This window comes from Chitinophaga varians (genome assembly GCF_012641275.1).
In the GTDB taxonomy this organism is placed as follows: domain Bacteria; phylum Bacteroidota; class Bacteroidia; order Chitinophagales; family Chitinophagaceae; genus Chitinophaga; species Chitinophaga varians_A.
Genome location: NZ_JABAIA010000001.1, coordinates 1,678,340 through 1,701,486, shown reverse-complemented (window position 1 = coordinate 1,701,486; position 23,147 = coordinate 1,678,340). Strand labels below are relative to the sequence as shown.

Below are 23,147 nucleotides of genomic sequence, written 5' to 3'. Positions count from 1 at the left end.
GTAATTGTTTTAAAGCCATTTGAATGCGACAACTTCCTAACATTATTACCCTATGTAACCTTTTTTGTGGTGCGCTGGCCATTATCTGTGTGCTGCATGCGCCGGAGTTCCGGGTGGAATTTAACGGCAATGATTATACGGTGACCAACCCGGAGCCGGTATACTGGGCTTCTGCGTTGGTGGTATTGGCAGCAATTTTCGATTTTTTCGACGGGCTGGCGGCCCGTTTGCTGAAGGTGCAATTGCCCATGGGCAAAGAGCTGGACTCTCTTGCAGATGTGGTGACTTTTGGGGTGGTGCCCGGTATGATGTTGTACCGGCTGCTGCGGAGTGCCTATTACCAGATGCCCGATGCGTTTGAAGTATCCATGGTGAATCTGGCGCCGGCCTTGCTGGTACCGTGTTTTGCGGCCTACCGCCTGGCTAAGTTTAATCTCGATACCCGCCAGTCTGACAACTTTATAGGCGTGCCTACGCCGGCTGTAGGACTGCTGGTGGCTTCTTTCCCGATGATCGTGTTGTACAATCCCTATAATCTGGCCCACTGGTTACAGAACATCTGGGTATTGTATGGCATCATTGCAGTACTATGCTACCTGATGGTGTCAGAAATTCCTATGCTGAGCCTGAAAATAAAGGAGAAATCGCTGAAGGCCAACTGGACAAGGCTCTTGCTGGCAGTGCTGGTGATTGTCAGCATTCCCTTCCTTAACTATGCAACAGCTCCGTTTATATTCATCTGTTACGTACTGCTCTCGCTGGCCGTACCTCCGAAAGTAACACCCATATAGAATTACGAGCTACGAATTACGAATGGAGGGTTTCTTTACAGAGCGGTTAGTTATTAACCTTTCGATAAGGAAACCCTCCATTCGTAATTCGTAATTCGTAATTCGTAATTTTTTTTAGTAGGTTTGCGCCAAATTTTAGCACAATGACTTTTACTGCACATATCAATGTGATGCCACTGAAAGAATTATTGGACCCGCAAGGTAAAGCGGTGATGAGTGGTCTCAAAAACCTTGGCATGGGCCAGGTACAAGATGTACGGATTGGCAAACACATTACCCTGCAAATTGAAGCCGCCAGCAAGGAAGAAGCACATCAGATCGCTGAAAGTGCCTGCCAGAAGCTGTTGGCCAATCAGGTAATGGAATACTTCGAAGTACAGATACAATAAAAATAATTACGAGTGACGAATTACGAATTACGAATTGCCCGAGCCTCATTGGGAAATCTATAATTCGTAATTCGTAATTCCGTAATTCGTAACTCACATGAAATTATACCTCATTCCATCTCCTATCGGCAATCTCGCCGATATTACCTACCGGGCTGTTAAAGTACTGGAAGAGGCGGAATTGGTGCTGGCCGAGGATACCCGAACCTCCGGCGTGCTCCTCAAACATTACCAGATCAACAAACCGGTAACTCCCTACCATCAACATAACGAACACAAAATAGTGCAGCACCTGCTGCAACAGCTGCAATCCGGCAAAACCATGGCCCTGCTCACTGATGCAGGCACGCCTGGCGTTTCTGATCCCGGGTTCCTGCTGGTCCGCGAATGTATCCGTGCCGGCGTGCCTGTGGAATGCCTGCCCGGCGCCACCGCATTTGTGCCCGCACTGGTCAACAGCGGCATCCCCATGAACCGCTTTACTTTTGAAGGCTTCCTGCCGCTCAAAAAAGGCCGCCATACACTGTTTACCCAACTGGCCACTGAAGAACGCACCTTCGTTTTTTATGAATCGCCCATGCGGCTGGTAAAAACACTGGCCGATCTGATACAGTACCTCGGTCCCGACCGCCCCTGCTGCGTTAGCCGCGAACTCACCAAAATGTTCGAGGAAAATAAACGCGGTACCCTTCAGGAAGTGCATGACTACTTCCTCGAAAAAGGCGTAAAAGGCGAGATCGTAGTCGTTGTACAAGGCGCCGGCTGACCCATCTACCGATATCCCGTAACATCTTCCCCCAATAACCGCCCATACAGGCGGAAGACCTGCTGATGTATATTTTGACCAATTTTACGGGATAGCTATCCCGAATTGTTTATTTTAGCCCGGAATAAAAATATACTGAATGAAGCACGGGGTATTAGGAAGCTGCCTGGCCCTTACTATGATGACAGGCAGCTGGTTACAACTAAATGCACAGTCAGACCGCTGGCAACAAAGGGTAAAGTATACAATGGACGTGGCAATGGACGCCCCCGCCAACAAACTGACCGGCACACAACATCTGGAGTATTTCAATAACTCTCCTGACACGCTGAAGAAAGTCTTCTATCACCTGTACTGGAACGCCTTTCAGCCAGGCAGTATGATGGACGTGCGCAGCCGCGACCTGGGAAAAATCGTGCTCGGTAAAGACAAAAACGGCAATCCCCGCCGGGACTGGGACGCCCGGGTGCAGGACCGCATCTCCAAACTGAAACCGGACGAGATAGGCTACCAGAAAATCATCTCCCTGAAAAGAGATGGCAAAGCACAAGCATTCAAAGTAGTGGAAACTATCCTGGAAGTGCCGCTGGACAAACCTATCCTGCCACATTCAAAAGCCGTGTTCGACATGGAATTTGAAGCACAGGTACCAGTGCAGATCCGCAGAAGCGGCCGCAATAATTCAGAAGGGGTGGACTTCTCCATGGCCCAGTGGTATCCTAAAATGTGTGAATACGACTACGAAGGATGGCATCCCACTCCCTATATCGCCCGTGAATTCTACGGCGTATGGGGCGATTATGATGTGAAAATAGCCATCGATAAAAAATATGTGCTGGCTGGTACCGGTTACCTGCAAAACCCTAACCAGATCGGCTATGGTTACGAAACACCAGGCGCCAAAGTAAACCGTCCTGCCGGAAATACACTGACCTGGCATTTTGTGGCGCCTAACGTGCATGACTTCGTATGGGCCGCAGATCCGGACTACAAACACATTACGCAAAAAGTAGACGGCTTTACGGCACACTTCTTCTATATCGAAAATGAAAGCACCCGTGAGTCATGGCCGGAGCTGGCTAAATTGATCCCCGGCGCCTATAAGTACATCAAAGCGCATTACGGGGCCTATCCTTATCAGCAGTACTCCTTCATCCAGGGCGGCGACGGCGGTATGGAATATCCAATGGCCACCCTGATCATGGGCAACCGGAACATCTCCGCACTCTATAATCTGGCATTGCATGAATGGATGCATACCTGGTACCAGGGCATGCTGGCCACCAATGAAAGCCTCTATCCATGGATGGACGAAGGTTTTACCACCTTCGGAGAAGATGCTACCTACTATAACACCGTTGATTCCCTGAAAGGAAAAAATCCGCATGAAGGCTCCTACAATGGCTATTTCGCCCTTGTAAACAGCCCTTATGAAGAACCGGCATCCACGCATGCAGATCACTTTAACAGCAACTACGGCTACAGCCTTACCGCCTATTCAAAAGGCGCCGTATTCCTGGAGCAGCTGGGTTACGTGATCGGTAAAGACAACCGTGATGCTGGCCTGTTACGCTATTACAACGAATGGCGATTCAAACATCCGAATGTCAACGACTTTATCCGCGTAATGGAAAAGCAGAGCGGTATTCAGCTGGACTGGTACAAACAATACTTTATCAATTCCACCAAACATATTGATTACGGTATTGACAGCGTATATAGCAAGGGCAGCAAAACCGTTGTACGCCTGCGTCGTGTTGGTTTGTTCCCGATGCCGGTAGACTTTATGGTGACCGATAAAAAAGGCAATCAGGTGATGCACTATATCCCGATGTCGCTCATGTTTGGCGAGAAGCCCAATGAACAACCCGGGGTAAAACGTATAGTCGATCCCGTTTGGTACTGGACCAACGCTACCTATGAGGTGGAACTGGACCTGCCACTGTCTGAAATAAAAGAGCTGGAAATTGATCCCAGCCAGCGTTTGGCAGATGTCGACAGAAGTAATAATAAAGCAGTGTCCTAAAATAGGATACAGTATAAAAGCGGAAGACCGAAGCATAGCTTCGGTCTTCCGCTTTTATACTGGTTGAATATGTAGCTGTTTAAATGTTTCGGCAGCTTTTGTTTCCCCATCGGCTATCATGCTTCTGATAGCACGGTTGATAAATTCCAACCCACCCATGCCGGCGGCCGGTGGCGTATCGGGCCTTATCACATGCAGGTTTACTATCTTCTTTCCTTTGAAGGGCGCGGCTTCCGGCAGGTCAAAACACTGGTGGACAGTTTCCGGTGATACGCCGGCAGCCAGTAACTGGCGCTGTATAGCTTCCAGGTAACGGAGCGACTGATTGTACACCATGGGCACAGCGATATCTTTTTCAGACATATTGATCGTGGCCCAGTCCATAGTACGTTCCAATACATCGACCAGGTTTTTAAACTGGATATGATAGGCTTCCTGTTCCACCGGCGTGTGCAGTACCAGGTAGATATCTGTTGCGCCCCTGTCTATGGCGAGTTTTATCGGAGCGTACAAAGGGCCGCCGCCATCAATGAGTTGCTGCAGCGGCTGGTTGGGTTCCGTAATATCTACCGGCGGCATAAATGCCGGTTGCGTGAAAGAAGCTACCATTGCGTCACGCAGCGTATATACGTCACCGATTTTTTTTACCGTATAGCCGTTGCTGTTGGACTCGCGGTTGGAGTAATAGATATTGCTGCCGGTTTGGAGGCTTCTGGTAGCAATGAACAGTTCACGTGGCGAAGCCATCAACTGGCGGTAGCGGTCTTCCGTAACGATAGCATTGATTTTATGCAGTAACGGAATAATGTTATACAGCGAAAGGTGGTTGTTGGCCAGCCGCTGGATAGCATGGTTGGTAGACAGGAAATCGGGTGTGACATTGGCGGTAAAGATCTTTTCTGCCAGTTCATTGTCTCCGATGGCTGCCAGCAGTGCGATCAGCGAGCCGGTGCTGGTGCCGCAAACGATATCGAATTGAATGTCCGGATGATGTTGCTGGATATACCTGACCACTCCTATGGCGAAGGCGCAACGGGCACCGCCTCCTCCTAATACTAATGCTGTTTTCGTCATGATAGATTTTTCAAAAATAATGTACGGTTTGTACTGCTAAACTGGCATGGGGTTATGCGTATGACAAATTGGTGGTCATCTCTCAAATTACAAAATCCGGGCAAAAAAAAATCAGGACGGCGTCGCAGTCCTGATCAGGCGTAAAAATAAGTTGGGTATATAACGATTAAAAGATGAGTTGTTGTAATTGATTTTCCCAGTTATGGCCTTGTAATTCATGGAATTTCAATTGTTCCAGATGATGTTCTGTATGATAGGCCGTGAAGTACAGCATTTCCCGCAGGGTGATTTTCCCCAGCAGGGGATGAGGCAGGCGATACTTATCTAGCTCGTTTTCGGACCATCTGCCCAGATTCTCTAGCAGTCTGTTCTTTTGTTTAAGGAAGGCCTCTATGAGTATGGGCCGCTGGGCGCCATAAACAATGCCGGGCAGGTAAGTGATGGTGGATTTGCCGCCCTGTGCCAGCAGCTGACGATAGTCTTCCACCAGTTGATGGTAGGAGCGTGACGGCTGGCGGCTGGTGCCGAAGTAATGCAGCAGTATTTTTGGATAGCCCATGGCGGTAGCTACCGGCCTGGACGATTTAATGAGATGTTGGAGCTGTTGTCCTGCAGACCATTTGCCATAGGGCGTAGCGGTAAAACGGTGATCCGGCAATGTCTGCACAAAATCAACGAAATTATCGAAGCTGCTATTTATCTGAGAATGGATCTCATGCTGGTTCAGGTACATAGGAAATGATTTAAAGGGTGCATAAAACACAAAACCGGAAGCTTCCAAACTGATACCCGGGCCACTTTGCATTCTTCCTGAAGTTACGCCGGTTTTGCGACCTGTCCAATAAAATGACAGATATAAAATATATTAATGTTTACTTTTCGGGTGCTAAACCCGATAAATGGATCATTTCTTCCTGTAAAAAACTCACTTATTCCAGTACTTCACACAAAAAACCCTGCTGTTGTACGAAATCAATGATGATATTCTCAGCTACCCGGAGGTCACCAATTCTGAGTACCCTGTCGCAGTCATCGAGGTCCACGTGGCAGCTGGCCACCTCAAAGCGGGAGGTGATTGCCTGTATCATGGCCTGTTTTTCCTGTGTGTTCCCGATATTGGTTTTGAAGATGCCTATCATAGCGGAATGGATTTAGTTGGGTTATACTTGTTTGTCCTCTTTTTCGCCGCGGTCCTTCTGCTGGTCAAATTCGTCCTCATGCCAGTTAAATCCACGGGGATCGCAGTACTGGCGGAAGCGTTGTTTTATTTTTTCCCGTTGTTCGGGAGTCATGTTGGCCAGTTTTTCTTTCCATTCTTTGCGTTGGCGCCATCCGCCGCCCCATTTGCCGCCGCCGGGTTTGTGGCCATGCCAGCCAAACAGCAGTTTACCGAGTACGAGCAGGCCGAGGGCTTGCCAGTAGGAGATAACGGGGCCGTGGAAAAGTTCCGGAATCAGGTTGTTCCATAAAACCTGCGTCAGCAGGATGACAAGGGCAAAAAAGGCGATGCCTAAGAAAACCAATCCTATTTTTTTGATGGGTCGCATATCTTGAATAATTTGATGTTAGTTATTAAATAGTTCCTGATAAAGTTCTGCCAGCCGTTCCCGCAGATACAGCACTGCATAGCGTTTCCTGGACAACAGCGTATTGACGCCGATGCCTGTTTCTTCGCTCATTTCCTTAAATGATTTGCCTTCCAGTTCGTGTTGCAGGAAGACCTGTTTTTGTTCGGCAGGTAATTCATCGATAGCCTGTGTAATCGCTTCCGATATGATCTTCCGCGTTAACGGGGTGTCGGCTTGTAAGTTTTCATCAGCAAGGATTTCCGGCAGAAAAAGGACTTCCTCTCCTTCTATTTCGCGCGTAAAGTCGGTGAAAGGTGTTTCTTTTTTCTTGCGGAACCAGTCGGTGATCCGGTTGCGCGTCACCGCAAAGAGCCAGCCCGTAATGGAGTCTATCTGACTGCCGAGGCGCAGGTATTCGGTGAACTGGTACAGTACGTCCTGCAATATGTCCTCCGCATCCGACGCGTTGTTGACACGCTGCCGGATGAAGTGCAGTAAACGCTTGCGTTCCTGCTTTACCGTAGCCTGTATGCGGTCGTTTTGCTCTTGGGCCATTATGCTGTTTGTGAGGAGCAACTGTTTCATCGTAATAAGGAAGACGAAACAGTAAAAACGATATTTTATTTTTCTTGAAAAAAATATCAGGGGCAACAAAACCAGCGTCCATGGCGGGTAATCCTCAGCTTTTAACCATCACAATGTATTTTTCCTTAAAACTTTCTTCCGGAAAAATATCATAAATGTCTATTAACCGCGGTTTTACGCCGCTTTCAGAGATTTCCTGCGCCAGGTCGCCGCCTTTCAGGCATATCAGTCCTTTTTCGAACTGTTTGCCGGGCACGGCCGATTTTTTCAGTAGGGGCTTGCTCCACCGCCACAGGTCGGCCAGCGGGGCTACTGCCCTGGACACTACGATATCGAATTTACGGTTTTTAATCTCTTCTACGCGGCTATGTGCGCTGGTAACGTTTTTCAGGCCGAGGGCTTCTGCAACGCCCTGTACCACCTTGATTTTTTTGCCGATGGAGTCTACCAGGTGGAACTGTACTTCGGGGAAGAAGATGGCCAGCGGAATGCCGGGGAAACCGCCTCCGGTGCCCAGGTCCAGTATCTGGGTGCCCGGCTGGAAATCTGCGATGGCCGCTATGCTCAGGGAATGCAGCACATGCCGCTCATACAAAGAATCAATATCCTTCCGGGAAATCACATTGATTTTCCCGTTCCATTCCTCATACAATCCTTTCAGGGCTTCCAACTGTTGTGACTGGGCAGGCGTAAAATCGCTGAAATACTTTAAAATAATCTCCATGGCGCAAAAGTAAAGAATTGGCCCTTATAAAACGACGAATGGCGGAGTATCTCCGCCATTCTGTTATCATTCAGGTAGATGACCTACCATTTGTTTTTGGAGCGGAACATCAGCGCCGGCGTAAAGATGATATAATATAATACCATGAAGATGTCCATCAGCCAGCTGAACTTGAAAAGATCGCTTTCATCGAGCCTGCGCATGGCGGCGTAGGTGATAATGGACTGCACCAGTACCTTGGTCGCGAAGATGCCCAGCACGTACCACAAAATTGGCGGCGGGAAAAACAGCGCGAAAATAAGGGCCGGGTAAAAGAGGAAATGTGTCAGGGAAAACAGGCCCAGCACAAACTTATGCCCAAAGCGGTAGTGTTTGCCGGTGGACATATGCCTTGTTTTTTGCCTGAACCAGCTTTTCCAGCTCAGTTTAGGCTCTGAATAGGTAAATGCCTGCTTATCGATGACCACTCCCACATTTTTGCGGTTGGCGGCGGAATTGACAAACAGATCGTCATCGCCGCTGGCCAGGTGCTGATGGCTGGTAAATCCTTTATGGCGGAAGAACAGCTCCCTCTTGTAAGCCAGGTTGCGGCCCACGCCCATGTAGGGCATGCCGCTCATGGCAAAGGACAGGTGCTGCAGGGCACTGAAAAAGGTTTCGTAACGGATCACTTTATTCAGGAAGCCCGGTTTTTTATGGTAAGCGCCGTAACCCAGCACGATTTCCTTATTATCGTCAAACCCCTGGCTCATTAACGTCAGCCAGTATGTGCTACCCGGTTTGCAGTCGGCGTCCGTAAGCAGTACATTATCGTACTGGGCGCCTTTCAGGCCTATGGACAGCGGATATTTTTTCCCGGGGATGAATTTGGCGGCCTGTTTGATTTCAATATGACGGTAGTGTGGATAACCCGGCTCTATGGAGCGGAGATAATATTTGGTATCATCTTCAGAGTTATCGTTGACCACAATCACCTCATATTCCGGTTTATGATGCACATGATAACGCTGCTGTAATACGCCCGGCAGATTTTTCTGCAGGTTAAGTTCTTCATCCTTGGCGCAGATGATCACTGAAAAAGGGCCGCCAGGCGCTTGGTCCAGGTCAAACTTACGACGATAAAAAGCTACCCGGGAAAAGACAAACAGATAATATATCGTTTGAATTCCTGCTACGGCAGCGAAAAAGTATAAGGCAATTTCACCCAGATTGTCAAGCATAATGCTGGCAAAAATATAATATTTTTATTATCTGTAAAATAATAAAAAATCCTGCTTCGAAGGATAAAATCATCAAATGAGAAAATAGCCAAATAATCCGATCTTTGCACGCTGAAATTAAGAGCTGTGAATTTTGAACTGATAACTACAGATAAAGGCAGTAATGCCAGGGCAGGTAAGATCACCACGGCCCATGGGACCATAGAAACGCCGATTTTTATGCCGGTAGGCACAGTGGGCAGCGTGAAAGCCGTTACCCAGGACCAGGTACGTGACGATGTACAGGCACAGATCATCCTGGGCAATACTTACCATCTGTACCTGCGCCCGGGGCTGGAAGTGTTGTCACTGGCCGGCGGCCTGCATAAGTTCAACGGCTGGGACCGCCCTATACTGACCGACAGTGGCGGGTATCAGGTATTTTCCCTGGCCGCCAACCGCAAAATCAAGGAAGAAGGGGTGGTGTTTCAATCCCATATCGATGGCTCCAAACACCTGTTCACCCCCGAAAACGTGATGGATATCCAACGGACCATCGGCGCCGATATTATCATGGCATTCGATGAATGCCCGCCGTACCCTTCAGAATACCGCTATGCACGTAAATCCATGGAGCTGACGCACCGCTGGCTGGACCGCTGCATTCAGCGACTGAAAGACACACAGCCCGCCTACGGCCATGAACAGACCCTGTTCCCCATCGTACAGGGCAGTACCTATAAAGACCTCCGTAAGGCATCTGCGGAGTATATCGCCTCCCGTGGCGCCGCAGGCAATGCCATCGGTGGTTTGAGCGTAGGCGAACCGGAAAATGAAATGTATGAAATGTGCGGCCTGGTGACCGAAATCCTGCCGCAGGACAAGCCCCGTTACCTCATGGGCGTAGGCACGCCCTGGAACATCCTGGAAAATATCGCCCTCGGCGTGGATATGTTCGACTGCGTAATGCCCACCCGTAACGGCCGTAATGGCATGCTCTTTACCTGGAACGGCGTGATGAACATCCGTAATAAAAAGTGGGCCACCGATTTTAATCCGATCGACGCCAACAGCGAATGTTTTGCCACCCGTGACTACTCCCGTGCCTACCTGCGCCACCTGTTTGTGGCCGGTGAAATTTTAGGCATGACATTGGCGAGTATCCACAACCTCGCTTTTTATCTGGAGCTGGTCAAGGAAGCCCGCCGCCAGATACTGGCCGGTACTTTCGCTACGTGGAAAACAGGAATGGTACAGCAACTGAAAACGCGACTGTAAAAGTTCAGACAATAAAATAAACTAATATCTTTGGGCTCATGACTAAAATAGACTGGTACATTTTACGCAAGCTCATTGGAACTTTTATTTATTCCCTGATGATATTGCTGGTCATTTCCGTAGTGATCGATATCACAGAGAAGATAGATGATTTCATTAAGTATCATATATCCCTGCACGATGTGATCGTGGACTATTACTTTGGTTTTATCCCGCATATCGCAGCCTTGCTGTTTCCCCTGTTCATATTCATCTCGGTTATTTTCTTTACCTCCAAAATGGCCTACCGGTCGGAGATCATTGCCATCCTGAGCGCCGGCGTGAGTTTCCGTCGCTTCCTGCGCCCCTACTGGGTAGGTGCGTTCCTGTTTGGCGGCATCCTCTGGCTGGCCAACTACTGGGTGGTACCTAACGCCAACCGTATCCGTACCACTTTTGAAAATACCCGGATACATACGCCGGACAATGAGCAGTCGCAATACGACCGTACCAGCCGTATAGACAGCTTTACCTACGTGACTTTCGGTACCTACGATCCCAACTATAAAAGCGGCAGCAACTTTACCATGGAAAAAGTGGATAAACAACTGATGACCGTGAAACTGCGTGCCGACCGTATCACCTGGGATTCCACCAAAAAGGCATGGAGACTGGACTACGTGTCTGTGCGAAATATGGATGGCTTAAAGGAGAAATGGTACAGTCGCCAGGATTCCATCTTAAAGATCGCCCTGAACCCGAAAGACCTGCTGGAGGTGAAGAACCTGCAGGAAGCCATGACCACGCCTGATCTGCGTAAATATATCAAACGGGAAGCCATCCGCGGCTCCGAAGGACTGAACACCTATTGGGTGGAATACTACCGGAGAACGGCCGCAGCTGCTGCGGTGGTGATCCTCACCCTCATCGGAGGCATTATTGCCGCCAAAAAGGTAAGGGGCGGCAGTGGCCTGCACCTGGCCGTGGGCATTGTGATCAGCGCCAGCTATATTATCCTGATGCAGTTTACCACTGTGTTCAGTACCAAAGCCGACCTGAACCCGTTGGTGGCCGTATGGATACCCAATGTGCTTTTCGGAGGGCTGGCGTTTTACCTGTACCGCCGTGCGCCTAAATGACCCCCGTCCCAGGGCTGAAGCCCTGGGCTACGATGTGTGTCAGGGTGTTTATTTTTCATAGCTTATAAGTATTGGCTATATACTTTATTTTCAAAAATGGGCTCCTTTAAGGGGCCTTTTTAATTTGATGGCGCTCCGGTCGGGATGGGAGAGACTTAAATCTGCCTCATTTTTACCCGGACGCAAAAAAAATCTGCTTTGTTTTCTCCCTGCGTTATATCCGCTTCCAATTCTGTTTCGATAAACAAAAATTGTCCATGTTGATGAACAAAAATGAAATTTTGAAGCCTATGCTTTCAATATTTTCAATTGGTTCTGAAAAAATTTACATTTCTTTAACGTCGATATCTTGCGGTTTATTTTTTATTTATAAGTTGATGGTTTTCAAGTGTGTTATGTTACGGGGAGGTGGCTTGTTACACGGGTTCTTTGGATGTGAATTGCTTATTAAATTGACATTAAATACTGCTAAATGGTGGTAACTTCGTTAACAAATCATTACTTTTGACAATTGATCGATTTTGTTTCATTTTATAAACAATAGCAGTAAAATGGGGTACATAAAAGAAAAGTTCAAGGTTAAAGCAGATGATCTTAACGTTGAAGTAAAGGACCTGGTAAAGAACCACGGCACAAAAAAAATTGAAGACGTAACAGTGGCGCAGGTTTATCAGGGGATGCGCGGTATTACCGGCATTGTAACGGAAACTTCCCTGCTGGATGCAAATGAAGGTATCCGTTTTCGCGGATATTCCATTCCGGAGTTGAGAGAACATTTACCCAAAGCGCCAGGTGGTGCTGAACCACTGCCGGAAGGGCTGTTTTACCTGATGTTGATTGGTGAGTTGCCGAATGAAGCAGACGTACAGTATTTATCCAGCATGTGGGGCCGCCGTTCTCATGTACCTAATCACGTATTTGATGCTATTGAGGCATTGCCTATTACTACTCACCCGATGACGATGTTTACTGTAGGTATTATGGCGCTGCAAACCGAATCCGCGTTTGCAAAAGCTTATGCCGAAGGTATCAATAAAAAAGACTACTGGAGCTACATGTATGAAGACACGATGAACCTCATCGCCCGTCTTCCCCGTATCGCTGCTTACATCTACCGCCGTAAATACAAAGGCGGCCAGCATATCCAGCCTAACGGCATGCTGGACTGGGCAGGTAACTTCGCACATATGCTGGGTTACTCCGATGAAGGCTTCAAAGAACTGATGCGCCTCTACATGGTGATCCACGCTGACCACGAAGGTGGTAACGTGAGCGCACACACGACGCACCTGGTAGGTTCCGCCCTCAGCGATGCCTACCTGTCTTTCGCTGCCGGTATGAACGGTCTGGCTGGTCCGCTGCACGGCCTCGCCAACCAGGAAGTGATCAAATGGATTCTCTCCATGCGTGAAGAACTGGGTGGTGGCATGCCTACCAAAGAACAGATAGAAGCGTATGTACGCAAAACCCTGTCTGAAGGTAAAGTGGTACCAGGCTACGGTCACGCCGTACTCCGTAAAACAGATCCCCGCTTCACCGCGCAGATGGAATTTGCTAAAAAACACCTGCCTAACGATGAACTGGTGAAAATTGTGTGGACCGTATACGAAACCGTACCGCCAATTTTACAGGACCTGGGCAAAGTGAAAAACCCATGGCCTAACGTGGACGCACATTCCGGCGCATTACTGGTACATTACGGCATGGTGGAATATGAATTCTACACCGTACTGTTTGGCGTATCCCGCGCACTGGGCGTACTGGCTTCCCTCTGCTGGGACAGAGGTCTGGGACTCTCCCTCGAAAGACCTAAATCCGTTACTACTGAATGGATGAAACAGTTCGTTGAAGGAAAGGTAACTGCTGACGCTGAATAATTCAGGATACTGACCGAAAATAGAAGATTAGCGAAGATGAAAGCTGTGGCAGCTTTTATCTTCGCTAATCTTTTTAAATTATCTTCGTGGCTTATTAAAACCGGTTTATTATCTCAACATTCACACCCATATTATCCAATCCGATAGAATATCTCAAAGGCGTAGGTCCGCAGAAAGGAGAGCTGCTGCGCAAAGAGATCGGCATACATACTTTTGGCGATCTGTTGCAGTATTTCCCTTTCCGGTACGTGGACCGTACCAAGATAGACAAGATCGCTTCCCTGAGCGGTTATGAGGATTTTGTGCAGATACGCGGCCGTATCCTGCGCATGGAAGTAATAGGTGAGAACAGAGGAAAACGACTGGTGGCCACCTTCAAGGACGAAACCGGCGTCATTGAACTGGTATGGTTCCAGGGATGGCAATGGATGCAGAAATCACTGCGGGAAAATGTGGCCTACCTGGTATATGGCCGTATCTCCGTATTCAACGGCGTTCCACAGCTGGCGCATCCGGAAATGGACCTGCTGACGGAAGAGATCGCGTCAGGAAAACAATACCTCGAACCGGTGTATTCCACCACCGAAAAACTGAAAGCCCGCGGACTAACGGCAAAGGCTATCGGAAAACTGACAAAGACGCTGCTCGAACAGATGTCGCCCGCAGAAGTCAGGGAAAATATTCCGGTGGAAGTATTACAGCAGTACCGGCTGATGCCCCGTTCCAGGGCGTATTTTAAGATACACCTGCCCGGTAATGAAGACGAGGCGCACCAGGCCCAGCGCCGCCTGAAATTTGAAGAACTGTTCATCGCACAGATCAGAATATGCCGCCTTAAAATCAAACGGCAAAAGTTGTCGCATGGTTACGTGTTTGGCGCCGTCGGCGAATCTTTCAATGAATTTTACAACAACCATCTGCCGTTTGACCTTACCGGCGCACAGAAACGCGTACTGAAGGAAATCCGCATGGACACCGTGCATGGCCGTCAGATGAACCGCCTGTTGCAGGGAGACGTGGGCAGCGGCAAAACCATGGTGGCATTGCTGACCATGCTGCTGGCGAAAGACAACGGTTTTCAGGCCTGTCTCATGGCGCCTACAGAAATTTTAGCACAGCAACACTATAAAGGGCTGGCAGACCTGCTGCAGCATATGCCCGTGAAAATCGCACTGCTGACAGGCAGCATCAAAGGCAAAGCCCGCAAACAAATACTGGCCGGCGTAGCCGATGGCAGCATCCACTTCCTGGTAGGCACACATGCCCTGCTGGAAAAAGAAGTGGTGTTCCAGAACCTGGGCATGGCCATCGTAGACGAACAGCACCGTTTTGGCGTGGCCCAACGGGCACGGCTATGGGAAAAAAACACCATCCCGCCACATATCCTTGTCATGACGGCAACGCCTATACCGCGTACGCTGGCAATGACCATCTACGGTGACCTCGACGTGTCCGTGATCGATGAGATGCCTCCCGGCAGAAAACCCATCACCACCGTTCACCGCACAGAATTTCAGCGCCCACAGGTGATGAACTTCATCAAAGATGAACTTAAAAAAGGCCGCCAGGCCTATATCGTATATCCACTCATCGAAGACAGCGAAAAACTGGACTACGAAAACCTCATGAAAGGTTATGAGGAAGTAAAAGCATTTTTTCCTGAACCGCAGTTTTATATCAGTATGGTGCATGGCCGCCAGCCGGCAGAAATGCGGGAAACCAACATGCAGCGCTTCGTTTCCGGCGACACACATATCATGGTGGCCACTACGGTGATCGAAGTAGGCGTTAACGTGCCCAATGCATCTGTCATGGTCATTGAAAGCACCGAACGGTTCGGCCTCTCCCAGCTCCACCAGCTCCGGGGCCGCGTAGGACGCGGCGCAGAACAGTCCTTCTGCATTCTGATGACAGGCAGCAAACTGGGGAAAGTCTCCAAAGAACGTATCAACGTAATGGTACAGACCAACAATGGTTTTATCATCTCGGAAAAAGATATGGAACTGCGTGGCCCGGGTGACATAGAAGGCACCCGCCAAAGTGGGATACTGGATTTCAAACTGGCAGACATTGTACAGGACAGGGCCGTGCTGGAAGCCGCCCGCGCCAGCGCCGAAAAAATATTATCAGAAGATCCTGATCTCGTCCTCCCTGAAAATCAAGGCTTAAAAGAATATTTAGCGCTTCAGCGCGGGAAATCTCAATGGAGTAAAATTTCCTGACGCTTTTAACGTTTATTAATTTATACCGTCTGAATATATGATATAATCCCTAAAACGTATCGTCAGGACAGCGGTATTATAGCTAGTGCCCGTAACAATTTAATGGGCTTCTGCGTTTATAGATGTATATTGGTTTTTTTGGCATTAAAATAAATCTTATCCCGTTGAAATTTACCCTCCCGAGCGGCCTTATTGGAATGATGATCCTCCTGTTGTTTACCGGTTTTATTGCCCGGGGGCAACAGTCAACCAATTTCACCCCATTGAACTTTATCGAAAATAAAGGCCAGTGGGACCCTCAGGTCTTGTATAAATCAGACGTGGGCACCGCCGATATCTGGCTGAGAAAAACAGGCTTCACTTTCATGCTGTATAACAAGGATGATATGCATGACCTGTATGAATATATGCACGGTCATGGTGAAGCTGCTGATTCCGGTGCCGTGGTGGTACCCAAAAATAGTGCTGCCGGTAAATCCGCTGCAGATGCCAGAAGCGGAGAACCATCGCCCGGAAGGCCCCGTCGCCTGCCGGATGTAAGAGGTCATGCTTACCAGGTTAATTTTATCGGCGCCAACGAAAACCCGGAAATCATCCCGGAAAAAGCACAGGAATCACTGAGCAATTATTTCATAGGTAACGACCGCTCCAAATGGGCTTCCAATGTAAAATCCTATCAGGGGCTGTTGTATAAATCACTGTACCCTGGTATCGACGCACATGTGTATTCCGATGCCTCCCAACTGAAATACGATATCATCGTGGCAGCAGGCGCCAATCCTGATAAAGTTCAATTATCATATGAAGGCGCCAGCGGCATGGAAATAAAAAAAGGACAACTGCTGGTACATACTACGGTAGGTGATGTCATTGAACAGTTGCCATATGCTTACCAGTATGTGAATAACCAACGCGTGCCCGTAAAAGTGTCCTACCGCCTGAACGGTAATAAGGTAGGATTTAAGATTTCCGGTGAATATGATCCTGCTTACCCGCTGGTGATAGACCCGGTATATGTGTTCTCCACTGTTTCCGGTTCCCGGGCAGATAACTGGGGGTTTACCGCTACCTATGACGATGCCGGTAACTTCTATGGCGGCGGTATCGTGTTTGGCGCCGGTTATCCTACCACCAACGGTGCTTATAAGACAGCGTTCAATGGCGGAACTTTTGATATCGGCATCTCCAAATTCAACCCCAATGGTACGAGGTTGATTTATGCCACCTACATTGGCGGCGACGGACAGGAACAGCCACACAGCTTGTTTGTGGACAAACAGGGCAATCTGGTGATTTCCGGCAGGACCACTTCCGCCAACTACCCTTATGATAAAGTGGAAGGCACCAATCGTGGTGGCTGGGACATAGTGGTCACCAAACTCAATGCCACAGGGAGCGCGCTGATCGGGTCATTGATTGTTGCCGGCAGCGCCGATGATGGCGTTAATATGCGTGAAAACCGCGCCGGTGGTGACTGGGTGCTGTTGCGTAACTACGGCGACGACGCCCGCAGTGAAGTCGTAATTGATGATGCGGGTTATATCTATGTGGCAGGCTGTACCCGTTCCAACGATTTCCCGGTGACAGCAGGTGTTTTCCAGGGCACCTTCGGCGGATCGCAGGATGGCGTGGTGATGAAGATCAACCCATTGTGCCAGTCATTGGTATGGTGCAGTTATCTCGGCGGCTCGGCAGAAGATGCTGCATATGTGATCGCGCTCAATAAGCTCAATACATTATACGTGGCTGGTGGTACGGCCAGCAGTAATTTTACCGTCACTCCCGGCGCCATTTATCCTAATTATCGCGGCGGTGTGTGTGATGGCTTTATCACCCATATCACCAACGACGGAACAAAAATATTACAGAGCACTTACCTCGGCTCCGATGATCCGTCGGCCGACCAGGTATACGGTATTCAGCTTGATAAGAACGGGTTTGTATACGCGATGGGCACTACGGAAGGCACATGGCCCATCAAACTGCTGAACCCCGGCGACTACAATGATAACTCGTTGCAGTATATTGTGAAGTTGCAATCCGATCTGAGTGCGTTTGTTTATTCCACTACTTTCGGCAAACGGCGGCAGCTGGCCTCTACACCGTCTATTTCTCCTACCGCTTTCCTGGTGGACCGTTGCGAAAACGTGTATGTGTCCGGCTGGGGCGGAGGTATCAATAACTCATTGCATTACCCGAACTCCGGTACTTTCGGGCTGCCGGCGAAAAATGCTATCCAGAGCTCCACTGACGGCATGGACTTCTACTTCTTTGTGTTGCAGCGTGATGCCGCCGCTCAGCTGTTTGGCAGCTGGTTTGGCGGTAACGGCCTGTATGAACACGTAGATGGCGGCACCAGCCGCTTTGACCGTAACGGGGTGATCTATCAGGGTATTTGTGCCTGGTGTAACGTAAGCCAGAACGGCAGCAAGCCCCGTTATCCCACTACGCCGGGCGCTTATTCCAGCACGCCGCCGCCGGCCTGTAACTATGGCGCCCTGAAAATCGCCTTTAACCTCGACGGCGTAAAAGCAGGTATTAAAACACTGAACCGCAGATCGAATTTCTGTGTGCCCAGTGACATCACCTTTGTAGACACCACCCGCCTGCCGGCAGAAAGATGGGAATGGCATTTCCCGGATGGAAGCGTGGTAAACGGAAAAGATACGATCAAGCATACCTTTAACCAGGCGGGCACTTTCACCGTCATGCTGGTGAAAGTCGACCGTGCCAGCTGTAACGGCGCAGATACGGCCTACATCGATGTGAAGCTGGGCAACAACGAAGCCAAGTTTGATTTTGATGCACAAAGAAAGCTGCCCTGTACCGACCTGGCCTATGAGTTTACCAGCAACGCCACACCTGTCGGTGCATTCGGCGACAGTTCCTTCATCTTTGATCTGGGCGATGGTTCCAAACCCGAGTACGTAGGGCCGTCCAAGTTCCCTTATACGCATAAGTTCGCCGCACCGGGTGTCTATAACGTGAGCCTCACGCTGGTGGACAGTAACTTCTGTAATGCGCCTGAAACCATAACGAAGCCGCTACGTGTGGCCGTTAATGTTACTGCGCAGTTCACCATGCCGGACACGGTTTGTGTGGGCACGGAAATACAACTGGATAATACCACCCTGGGCGGTGACAGCTTCCTGTGGACATTTGAAGATAATGGTGATCAGTCCACAGAACCTTACCCGATACACAAATTCAATGTGCCGGGATTGTGGAAAGTGAAGCTGCTGGCGCTGGATGAAAATACCTGTAACAAAAAAGACAGTGTCACAAAGCAGGTACTGGTGGCTGCACCACCGGTCGCTGATTTCGATTTTAATCCTACCAAGGCTACCGAGAATACACCTGTAACTTTCACCAACCTGACGCAGGGACAAGAACCGCTGCATTTCCTGTGGAACTTCGGCGATGGTGATACTACTTCTGCCCGTAACCCGCAGCACCAGTACCTTAAAACCGGTACTTACAACGTGTGCCTTACCGCTGCTAATCAGGAAGGATGTACCCACACTGTCTGCAAACAGGTGAGCGCTATTGTGGTGCCGTTGTTTGATGTGCCTTCGGCATTTTCTCCCAACAACGACGGTATGAACGATGTATTCTATGTGAAGTCCTTTGGTGCGACCAAGTTTAACCTCAAGATATTTAATCGCTGGGGACAATTGATTTTTGAAAGTACTGACCCCAGAATAGGCTGGGATGGCACGTTTAAGGGAGCTGTGCAACCAATGGACGCATATGCTTACGTGGTAAGCCTCGAGTTTACTGACGGTACGAAGGCCAATAAGACAGGAAATGTAACCTTGTTAAGATGATGAGTCATGAAGAAGCTGATTGTTAACATCACCGCAGGGTGGGTGATCGTAATGTTGCTCACAGTGAGCGTGTCCGCACAGGACCTGCACTTTTCGCAATATTACAATTCGCCTTTAACCACCAACCCTGCCAATACCGGTTTTATCCCCGACGGAAATTTCCGGGTGGGGGCCAATTATCGCGACCAGTGGACCAGTATTCCGGTGCCTTACCGGACCATGTCGGTATATGGTGATTTCCAGCTGTTGAGCGACCGGCTCATCTACGGATGGCTGGGCGTCGGCGGTGTTATTCTTCGTGATGTGGCGGGTAGTGGAAATCTGACTTCCACCAAAGGCTATGCCTCTGTTGCCTATCATCAGTTGCTGGGTGAAAGCAGCCTGTTGTCAATGGGTTTCCAGGCCGGATCTGCCGGCAAGCGGGTGGATATTACCAAACTGACTTTCGGGGACCAGTGGAACGGAAAATTCTTCGACTCCCAGATGCCCACCGCAGAGCCGTTTACGCAGTCCGCCGTGAATTATTTTGATCTGAACGTAGGAATGAATTATGCTTATTTCCCGACAGAAAATCTGTACATCAATACAGGTTTCGCGGTACAGCATGTCAATACGCCCCGGGAAACCTTTTATAACGGTGATAATAAAGTACCCCGTCGTTATACCGGCTTTCTGAATGCGAGCATCAAAACCAGTGATCTGCTGATCATCAACCCCAGTGCTTATTACTCCCGTCAGGCCAGCACCAGCGAGTTTGTGATCGGGCTGAACGCGGCGTACAATCTTTCCGGTGATGGCACCAAGCAGGTGTCCGGTGGTATTTACTATCGCGCCAAAGATGCTGCTATGTTCATGGTGGGTTATCAGTTGAGTAATATTAAACTCCAGTTCAGTTACGATGTCACTACTTCCAACCTGGCCGTGTCTAACAGCAGGAGGGGGGCGTATGAGATCGGCCTGGTTTACAGTGGATTATATTCTAACCGTAGTTTTTCCAATGCGAAAAAGTCTACCATTTGTCCTTCTTTCTAAAGAGAATCAGTAAATGGTTATTTTTGCCCGGATACATGCTTTTACCCCTAACATTAGTTAAACATAACAAACCAGGTATGAAACGTTTATTGATAGGTATCTGTCTTCTTATCTCCGCCCAGCTGGCGCATGCACAGTATTATAAAACAGACACCAGTGCGCCGCGCGGTTTCGACCGTTCCCGGCTGATACTGGGAGGTTCGCTGGGCATGGTTTTCGGCGATTATACCAATGTGGAGGTGTCCCCGCTCGTGGGCTACCGTTTCAATGATTACATCGCCGCCGGTATCAACGTAAACGCGCAGTACGGACAATTCAAAAGCTATAATGGTTATGGCGAAGTAGCCCAGCGTGATAAATATACCATCTTCGGCGGCGGTATCTGGGGACGTGTATATCCTATCCCGATGCTGTTTGTACACATTCAGCCGGAGTATAACTTCGTTTCCCAGAAATCAACGGTGTATTATACCAATCCGAAAAGTGATTTCAGTACCAACTACAGTGTGCCCAGCCTGTTGGTGGGCGCAGGTTATACCCAAAGCGTAGGTGGCCGTGTAGGTATCGGCATCTCTATTATGTATGATGTGATCCAGGACAACCGCTCACCTTACCGTAATAACCTGATCTACCGTGTAGGCGCCGGTTTGGGCTTCTGATTCCCCCGGAAAATATTAATATGACCCGTCTGGCGTGAGCCGGACGGGTTTTTTTTATTCCTCCTCATGTTACCTCCTTGTTAAATTTGTTTATAAATGCTAAACTTATTTTTACAACTTTTATACCTTTGTTCCATCAATTTTTAAAGAGATGGAGATTAAATTAGCTGTTTTTGATATTGCGGGCACCACGCTGCACGACGAGGCCAATGTGGCCAAAGTGCTGCAACAGGCCATTCAACTGGCAGGCGTGCAGGTATCCCTGGAAGAAGTGAACGAAGTGATGGGGTACGCCAAACCATTTGCGATCCGTTATTTGCTGCAACAAAAGAACGATGTGCGGCATGCAGACGATCAGTTTATTGACCAGCTGCACACGCATTTTGTGGAAAACATGAAAGCCCATTACGCTACTGATACTTCCGTAAGGGAGAAGCAGGGCGTGTCCGCGGTCTTCACTGCATTGCGGCAAAAAGGAATCAAAGTAGCGCTGGACACTGGTTTTGACCGCGATATCACTAACGTGATCCTGCAACGCACCGGCTGGCAGGAACAGGGGCTGATCGACGCGGTAGCCACCAGCGATGAAGTGCCTCATGGCCGTCCTTATCCTTATATGATCTACCGCATCATGGAAACACTGGGCGTGCGCAGTATAGAAGAAGTGATGAAAGTAGGAGACACTATTTCCGATCTGGAAGAAGGTACCAATGCCGGCTGCCGTTATGTGGTAGGTGTGACTACCGGCGCCTATAGCAGGGAAGAACTGGCGAAAGGCCCGCATACCCACCTGGTAGCTTCTATTGATGAACTGTTATCTATATTATAAACTCTTGCTCAATAGCGATCATGCAACAACAACAAGCGGATGTAGCCGTAGTAGGCGCCGGCATCGTAGGACTGGCCATGGCGTACAAACTGGCGTCCAAAGGGAAAAAAGTAGTTTTATTTGAAAGAAACAGCAGGGCGATCAGTGCTTCCATCCGCAATTTCGGACTGGTATGGCCTATCGGCCAGCGTGCCGGTAAGATGTACCAGCGAGCCATGCATAGCCGCAGCGTGTGGAAAGAGCTGGCCGCAGCCACAGGGCTGCAATGCCAGGAAACAGGTTCACTGCACCTCGTGTACGAAAAAGATGAACTGGCCGTACTGGAAGAATTTGCAGCCGCGGCGCCTGCCAATGGATTTGACTGCCAGCTGGTAGCACCGGAAAATATTGGTCAATATACCCGGGCCATCAAAACAGCAGGCTTGCAGGGCGCCCTCTGGAGCCCGACAGAAATGACGGTCAACCCGCGACAGGCCAGTGCCACCATCGCACGCCACCTCGAGGAGAAAATGAATGTGGCCGTCCGGTTTAATACAGCCGTTAACGGTATCAGCATGCCCTATGTCGAAACCAAAGATGAAAAATGGAAAGTAGACCAGGTATATGTTTGCAGCGGAGCGGATTTTGAAACACTGTATCCTGCAGCCTATGCTGCGGCCCCGCTTACCAAATGCAAACTGCAGATGATGCGCACCGTTCCGCAGCCGGGCGACTGGCAGCTGGGCCCGGCGCTGTGTGCCGGCCTCACCCTGGCCCATTATGCTTCGTTCAACGATTGCGCCGCACTGGCACCGCTGAAGGAACGGTTTGCAGCAGAAATGCCGGAGTACGTGAAATGGGGCATCCACCTGCTGATTTCGCAGAACGGCGCCGGCGAACTGACCATCGGTGACTCACACGAATATGGTCCGGACTTCGAACCATTTGATAAGGCATTTATCAATGACCTCATCCTGAAATATATGCATACTTTCCTGGAGGCGCCCACCTATACTATCCAGGAACAATGGCATGGCATCTACCCCAAACTGACCAACGGCGGTACCGAACTGATAATGAGCCCTGAAAAGGACGTCACTATCGTAAACGCCCTCAGCGGAGCCGGTATGACGCTGTCATTTGGTCTGGCAGAAGAGCTCACCTCCCTATAGTGCAGTGAACGATATAAAAAGGGAAACCATTT

Annotated in this window: 20 protein-coding genes; 13 read left to right on the top strand and 7 right to left on the bottom strand. The window is 49.3% G+C overall.

What is annotated here, in order from left to right; genetic code table 11:
* The first annotated feature begins 23 nt into the window (after positions 1-23).
* The 4 genes from HGH92_RS06865 to HGH92_RS06850 all read left to right on the top strand — a co-directional run bounded on the left by HGH92_RS06865 (position 24) and on the right by HGH92_RS06850 (position 3,972).
* Complete coding sequence (locus HGH92_RS06865) at positions 24-791, top strand: CDP-alcohol phosphatidyltransferase family protein (RefSeq protein ID WP_168869986.1); 768 nt, start codon at positions 24-26, stop codon at positions 789-791.
* A gap of 143 nt (positions 792-934) precedes the next feature.
* Positions 935-1,180, top strand: a complete 246-nt coding sequence (gene purS, locus HGH92_RS06860; RefSeq protein ID WP_078668804.1) for a phosphoribosylformylglycinamidine synthase subunit PurS — start codon at positions 935-937, stop codon at positions 1,178-1,180.
* A gap of 97 nt (positions 1,181-1,277) precedes the next feature.
* A complete protein-coding gene (rsmI, locus tag HGH92_RS06855; protein ID WP_168869985.1) occupies positions 1,278-1,946 on the top strand; it encodes a 16S rRNA (cytidine(1402)-2'-O)-methyltransferase in 669 nt (222 codons plus the stop codon).
* A gap of 139 nt (positions 1,947-2,085) precedes the next feature.
* Entirely contained in the window at positions 2,086-3,972 is a 1,887-nt protein-coding gene (locus tag HGH92_RS06850) for a M1 family metallopeptidase (RefSeq protein ID WP_168869984.1), read from the top strand.
* Between the two features lie 54 nt (positions 3,973-4,026).
* Here the strand turns inward: HGH92_RS06850 and HGH92_RS06845 are convergent, their stop codons facing one another.
* The 7 genes from HGH92_RS06845 to HGH92_RS06815 all read right to left on the bottom strand — a co-directional run bounded on the left by HGH92_RS06845 (position 4,027) and on the right by HGH92_RS06815 (position 9,143).
* Positions 4,027-5,046: a patatin-like phospholipase family protein gene (locus HGH92_RS06845; protein ID WP_168869983.1), complete on the bottom strand. Its 1,020-nt coding sequence runs from the start codon at positions 5,044-5,046 to the stop codon at positions 4,027-4,029.
* Positions 5,047-5,212: 166 nt separating this feature from the next.
* Positions 5,213-5,779 (bottom strand): DinB family protein, encoded by a 567-nt coding sequence (locus HGH92_RS06840; protein WP_168869982.1) that lies wholly within the window; start codon positions 5,777-5,779, stop codon positions 5,213-5,215.
* A gap of 196 nt (positions 5,780-5,975) precedes the next feature.
* A complete protein-coding gene (locus HGH92_RS06835) occupies positions 5,976-6,185 on the bottom strand; it encodes a hypothetical protein (RefSeq protein ID WP_168869981.1) in 210 nt (69 codons plus the stop codon).
* A gap of 21 nt (positions 6,186-6,206) precedes the next feature.
* Positions 6,207-6,593 (bottom strand): hypothetical protein, encoded by a 387-nt coding sequence (locus HGH92_RS06830; protein ID WP_168869980.1) that lies wholly within the window; start codon positions 6,591-6,593, stop codon positions 6,207-6,209.
* 18 nt (positions 6,594-6,611) lie between these two features.
* Positions 6,612-7,169, bottom strand: coding sequence for an RNA polymerase sigma factor (locus HGH92_RS06825; protein WP_168869979.1), 558 nt, complete (start codon positions 7,167-7,169; stop codon positions 6,612-6,614).
* Positions 7,170-7,293: 124 nt separating this feature from the next.
* Positions 7,294-7,923 (bottom strand): 16S rRNA (guanine(527)-N(7))-methyltransferase RsmG, encoded by a 630-nt coding sequence (gene rsmG / locus HGH92_RS06820; RefSeq protein ID WP_168869978.1) that lies wholly within the window; start codon positions 7,921-7,923, stop codon positions 7,294-7,296.
* Positions 7,924-8,006: 83 nt separating this feature from the next.
* Positions 8,007-9,143, bottom strand: a complete 1,137-nt coding sequence (locus tag HGH92_RS06815; RefSeq protein ID WP_168869977.1) for a glycosyltransferase — start codon at positions 9,141-9,143, stop codon at positions 8,007-8,009.
* Between the two features lie 111 nt (positions 9,144-9,254).
* On the opposite strand from HGH92_RS06815, the gene tgt reads away from it, so the two are divergent.
* The 9 genes from tgt (at position 9,255) to HGH92_RS06770 (ending at position 23,115) form a co-directional block, all read left to right on the top strand.
* Positions 9,255-10,400, top strand: a complete 1,146-nt coding sequence (gene tgt, locus HGH92_RS06810) for a tRNA guanosine(34) transglycosylase Tgt (protein WP_211092609.1) — start codon at positions 9,255-9,257, stop codon at positions 10,398-10,400.
* A 38-nt stretch (positions 10,401-10,438) separates the two neighbouring features.
* Positions 10,439-11,518 (top strand): LptF/LptG family permease, encoded by a 1,080-nt coding sequence (locus tag HGH92_RS06805; protein ID WP_168869975.1) that lies wholly within the window; start codon positions 10,439-10,441, stop codon positions 11,516-11,518.
* A 551-nt stretch (positions 11,519-12,069) separates the two neighbouring features.
* The gene (locus HGH92_RS06800) at positions 12,070-13,395 is read left to right on the top strand and encodes a citrate (Si)-synthase, eukaryotic (RefSeq protein ID WP_168869974.1); all 1,326 of its coding nucleotides are present in this window, start codon (positions 12,070-12,072) and stop codon (positions 13,393-13,395) included.
* A 107-nt stretch (positions 13,396-13,502) separates the two neighbouring features.
* Complete coding sequence (gene recG, locus HGH92_RS06795) at positions 13,503-15,617, top strand: ATP-dependent DNA helicase RecG (protein WP_317166409.1); 2,115 nt, start codon at positions 13,503-13,505, stop codon at positions 15,615-15,617.
* A gap of 164 nt (positions 15,618-15,781) precedes the next feature.
* A complete protein-coding gene (locus tag HGH92_RS06790) occupies positions 15,782-19,444 on the top strand; it encodes a gliding motility-associated C-terminal domain-containing protein (RefSeq protein ID WP_168869973.1) in 3,663 nt (1,220 codons plus the stop codon).
* 6 nt (positions 19,445-19,450) lie between these two features.
* Positions 19,451-20,476, top strand: coding sequence for a PorP/SprF family type IX secretion system membrane protein (locus tag HGH92_RS06785; RefSeq protein ID WP_168869972.1), 1,026 nt, complete (start codon positions 19,451-19,453; stop codon positions 20,474-20,476).
* A 77-nt stretch (positions 20,477-20,553) separates the two neighbouring features.
* On the top strand, positions 20,554-21,135 hold the full coding sequence (locus HGH92_RS06780; protein ID WP_168869971.1) for a porin family protein: 582 nt from the start codon (positions 20,554-20,556) through the stop codon (positions 21,133-21,135).
* Between the two features lie 151 nt (positions 21,136-21,286).
* The gene (locus HGH92_RS06775; protein WP_168869970.1) at positions 21,287-21,964 is read left to right on the top strand and encodes a phosphonatase-like hydrolase; all 678 of its coding nucleotides are present in this window, start codon (positions 21,287-21,289) and stop codon (positions 21,962-21,964) included.
* A 20-nt stretch (positions 21,965-21,984) separates the two neighbouring features.
* The gene (locus HGH92_RS06770) at positions 21,985-23,115 is read left to right on the top strand and encodes a TIGR03364 family FAD-dependent oxidoreductase (protein ID WP_211092550.1); all 1,131 of its coding nucleotides are present in this window, start codon (positions 21,985-21,987) and stop codon (positions 23,113-23,115) included.
* Positions 23,116-23,147 lie beyond the last annotated feature (32 nt).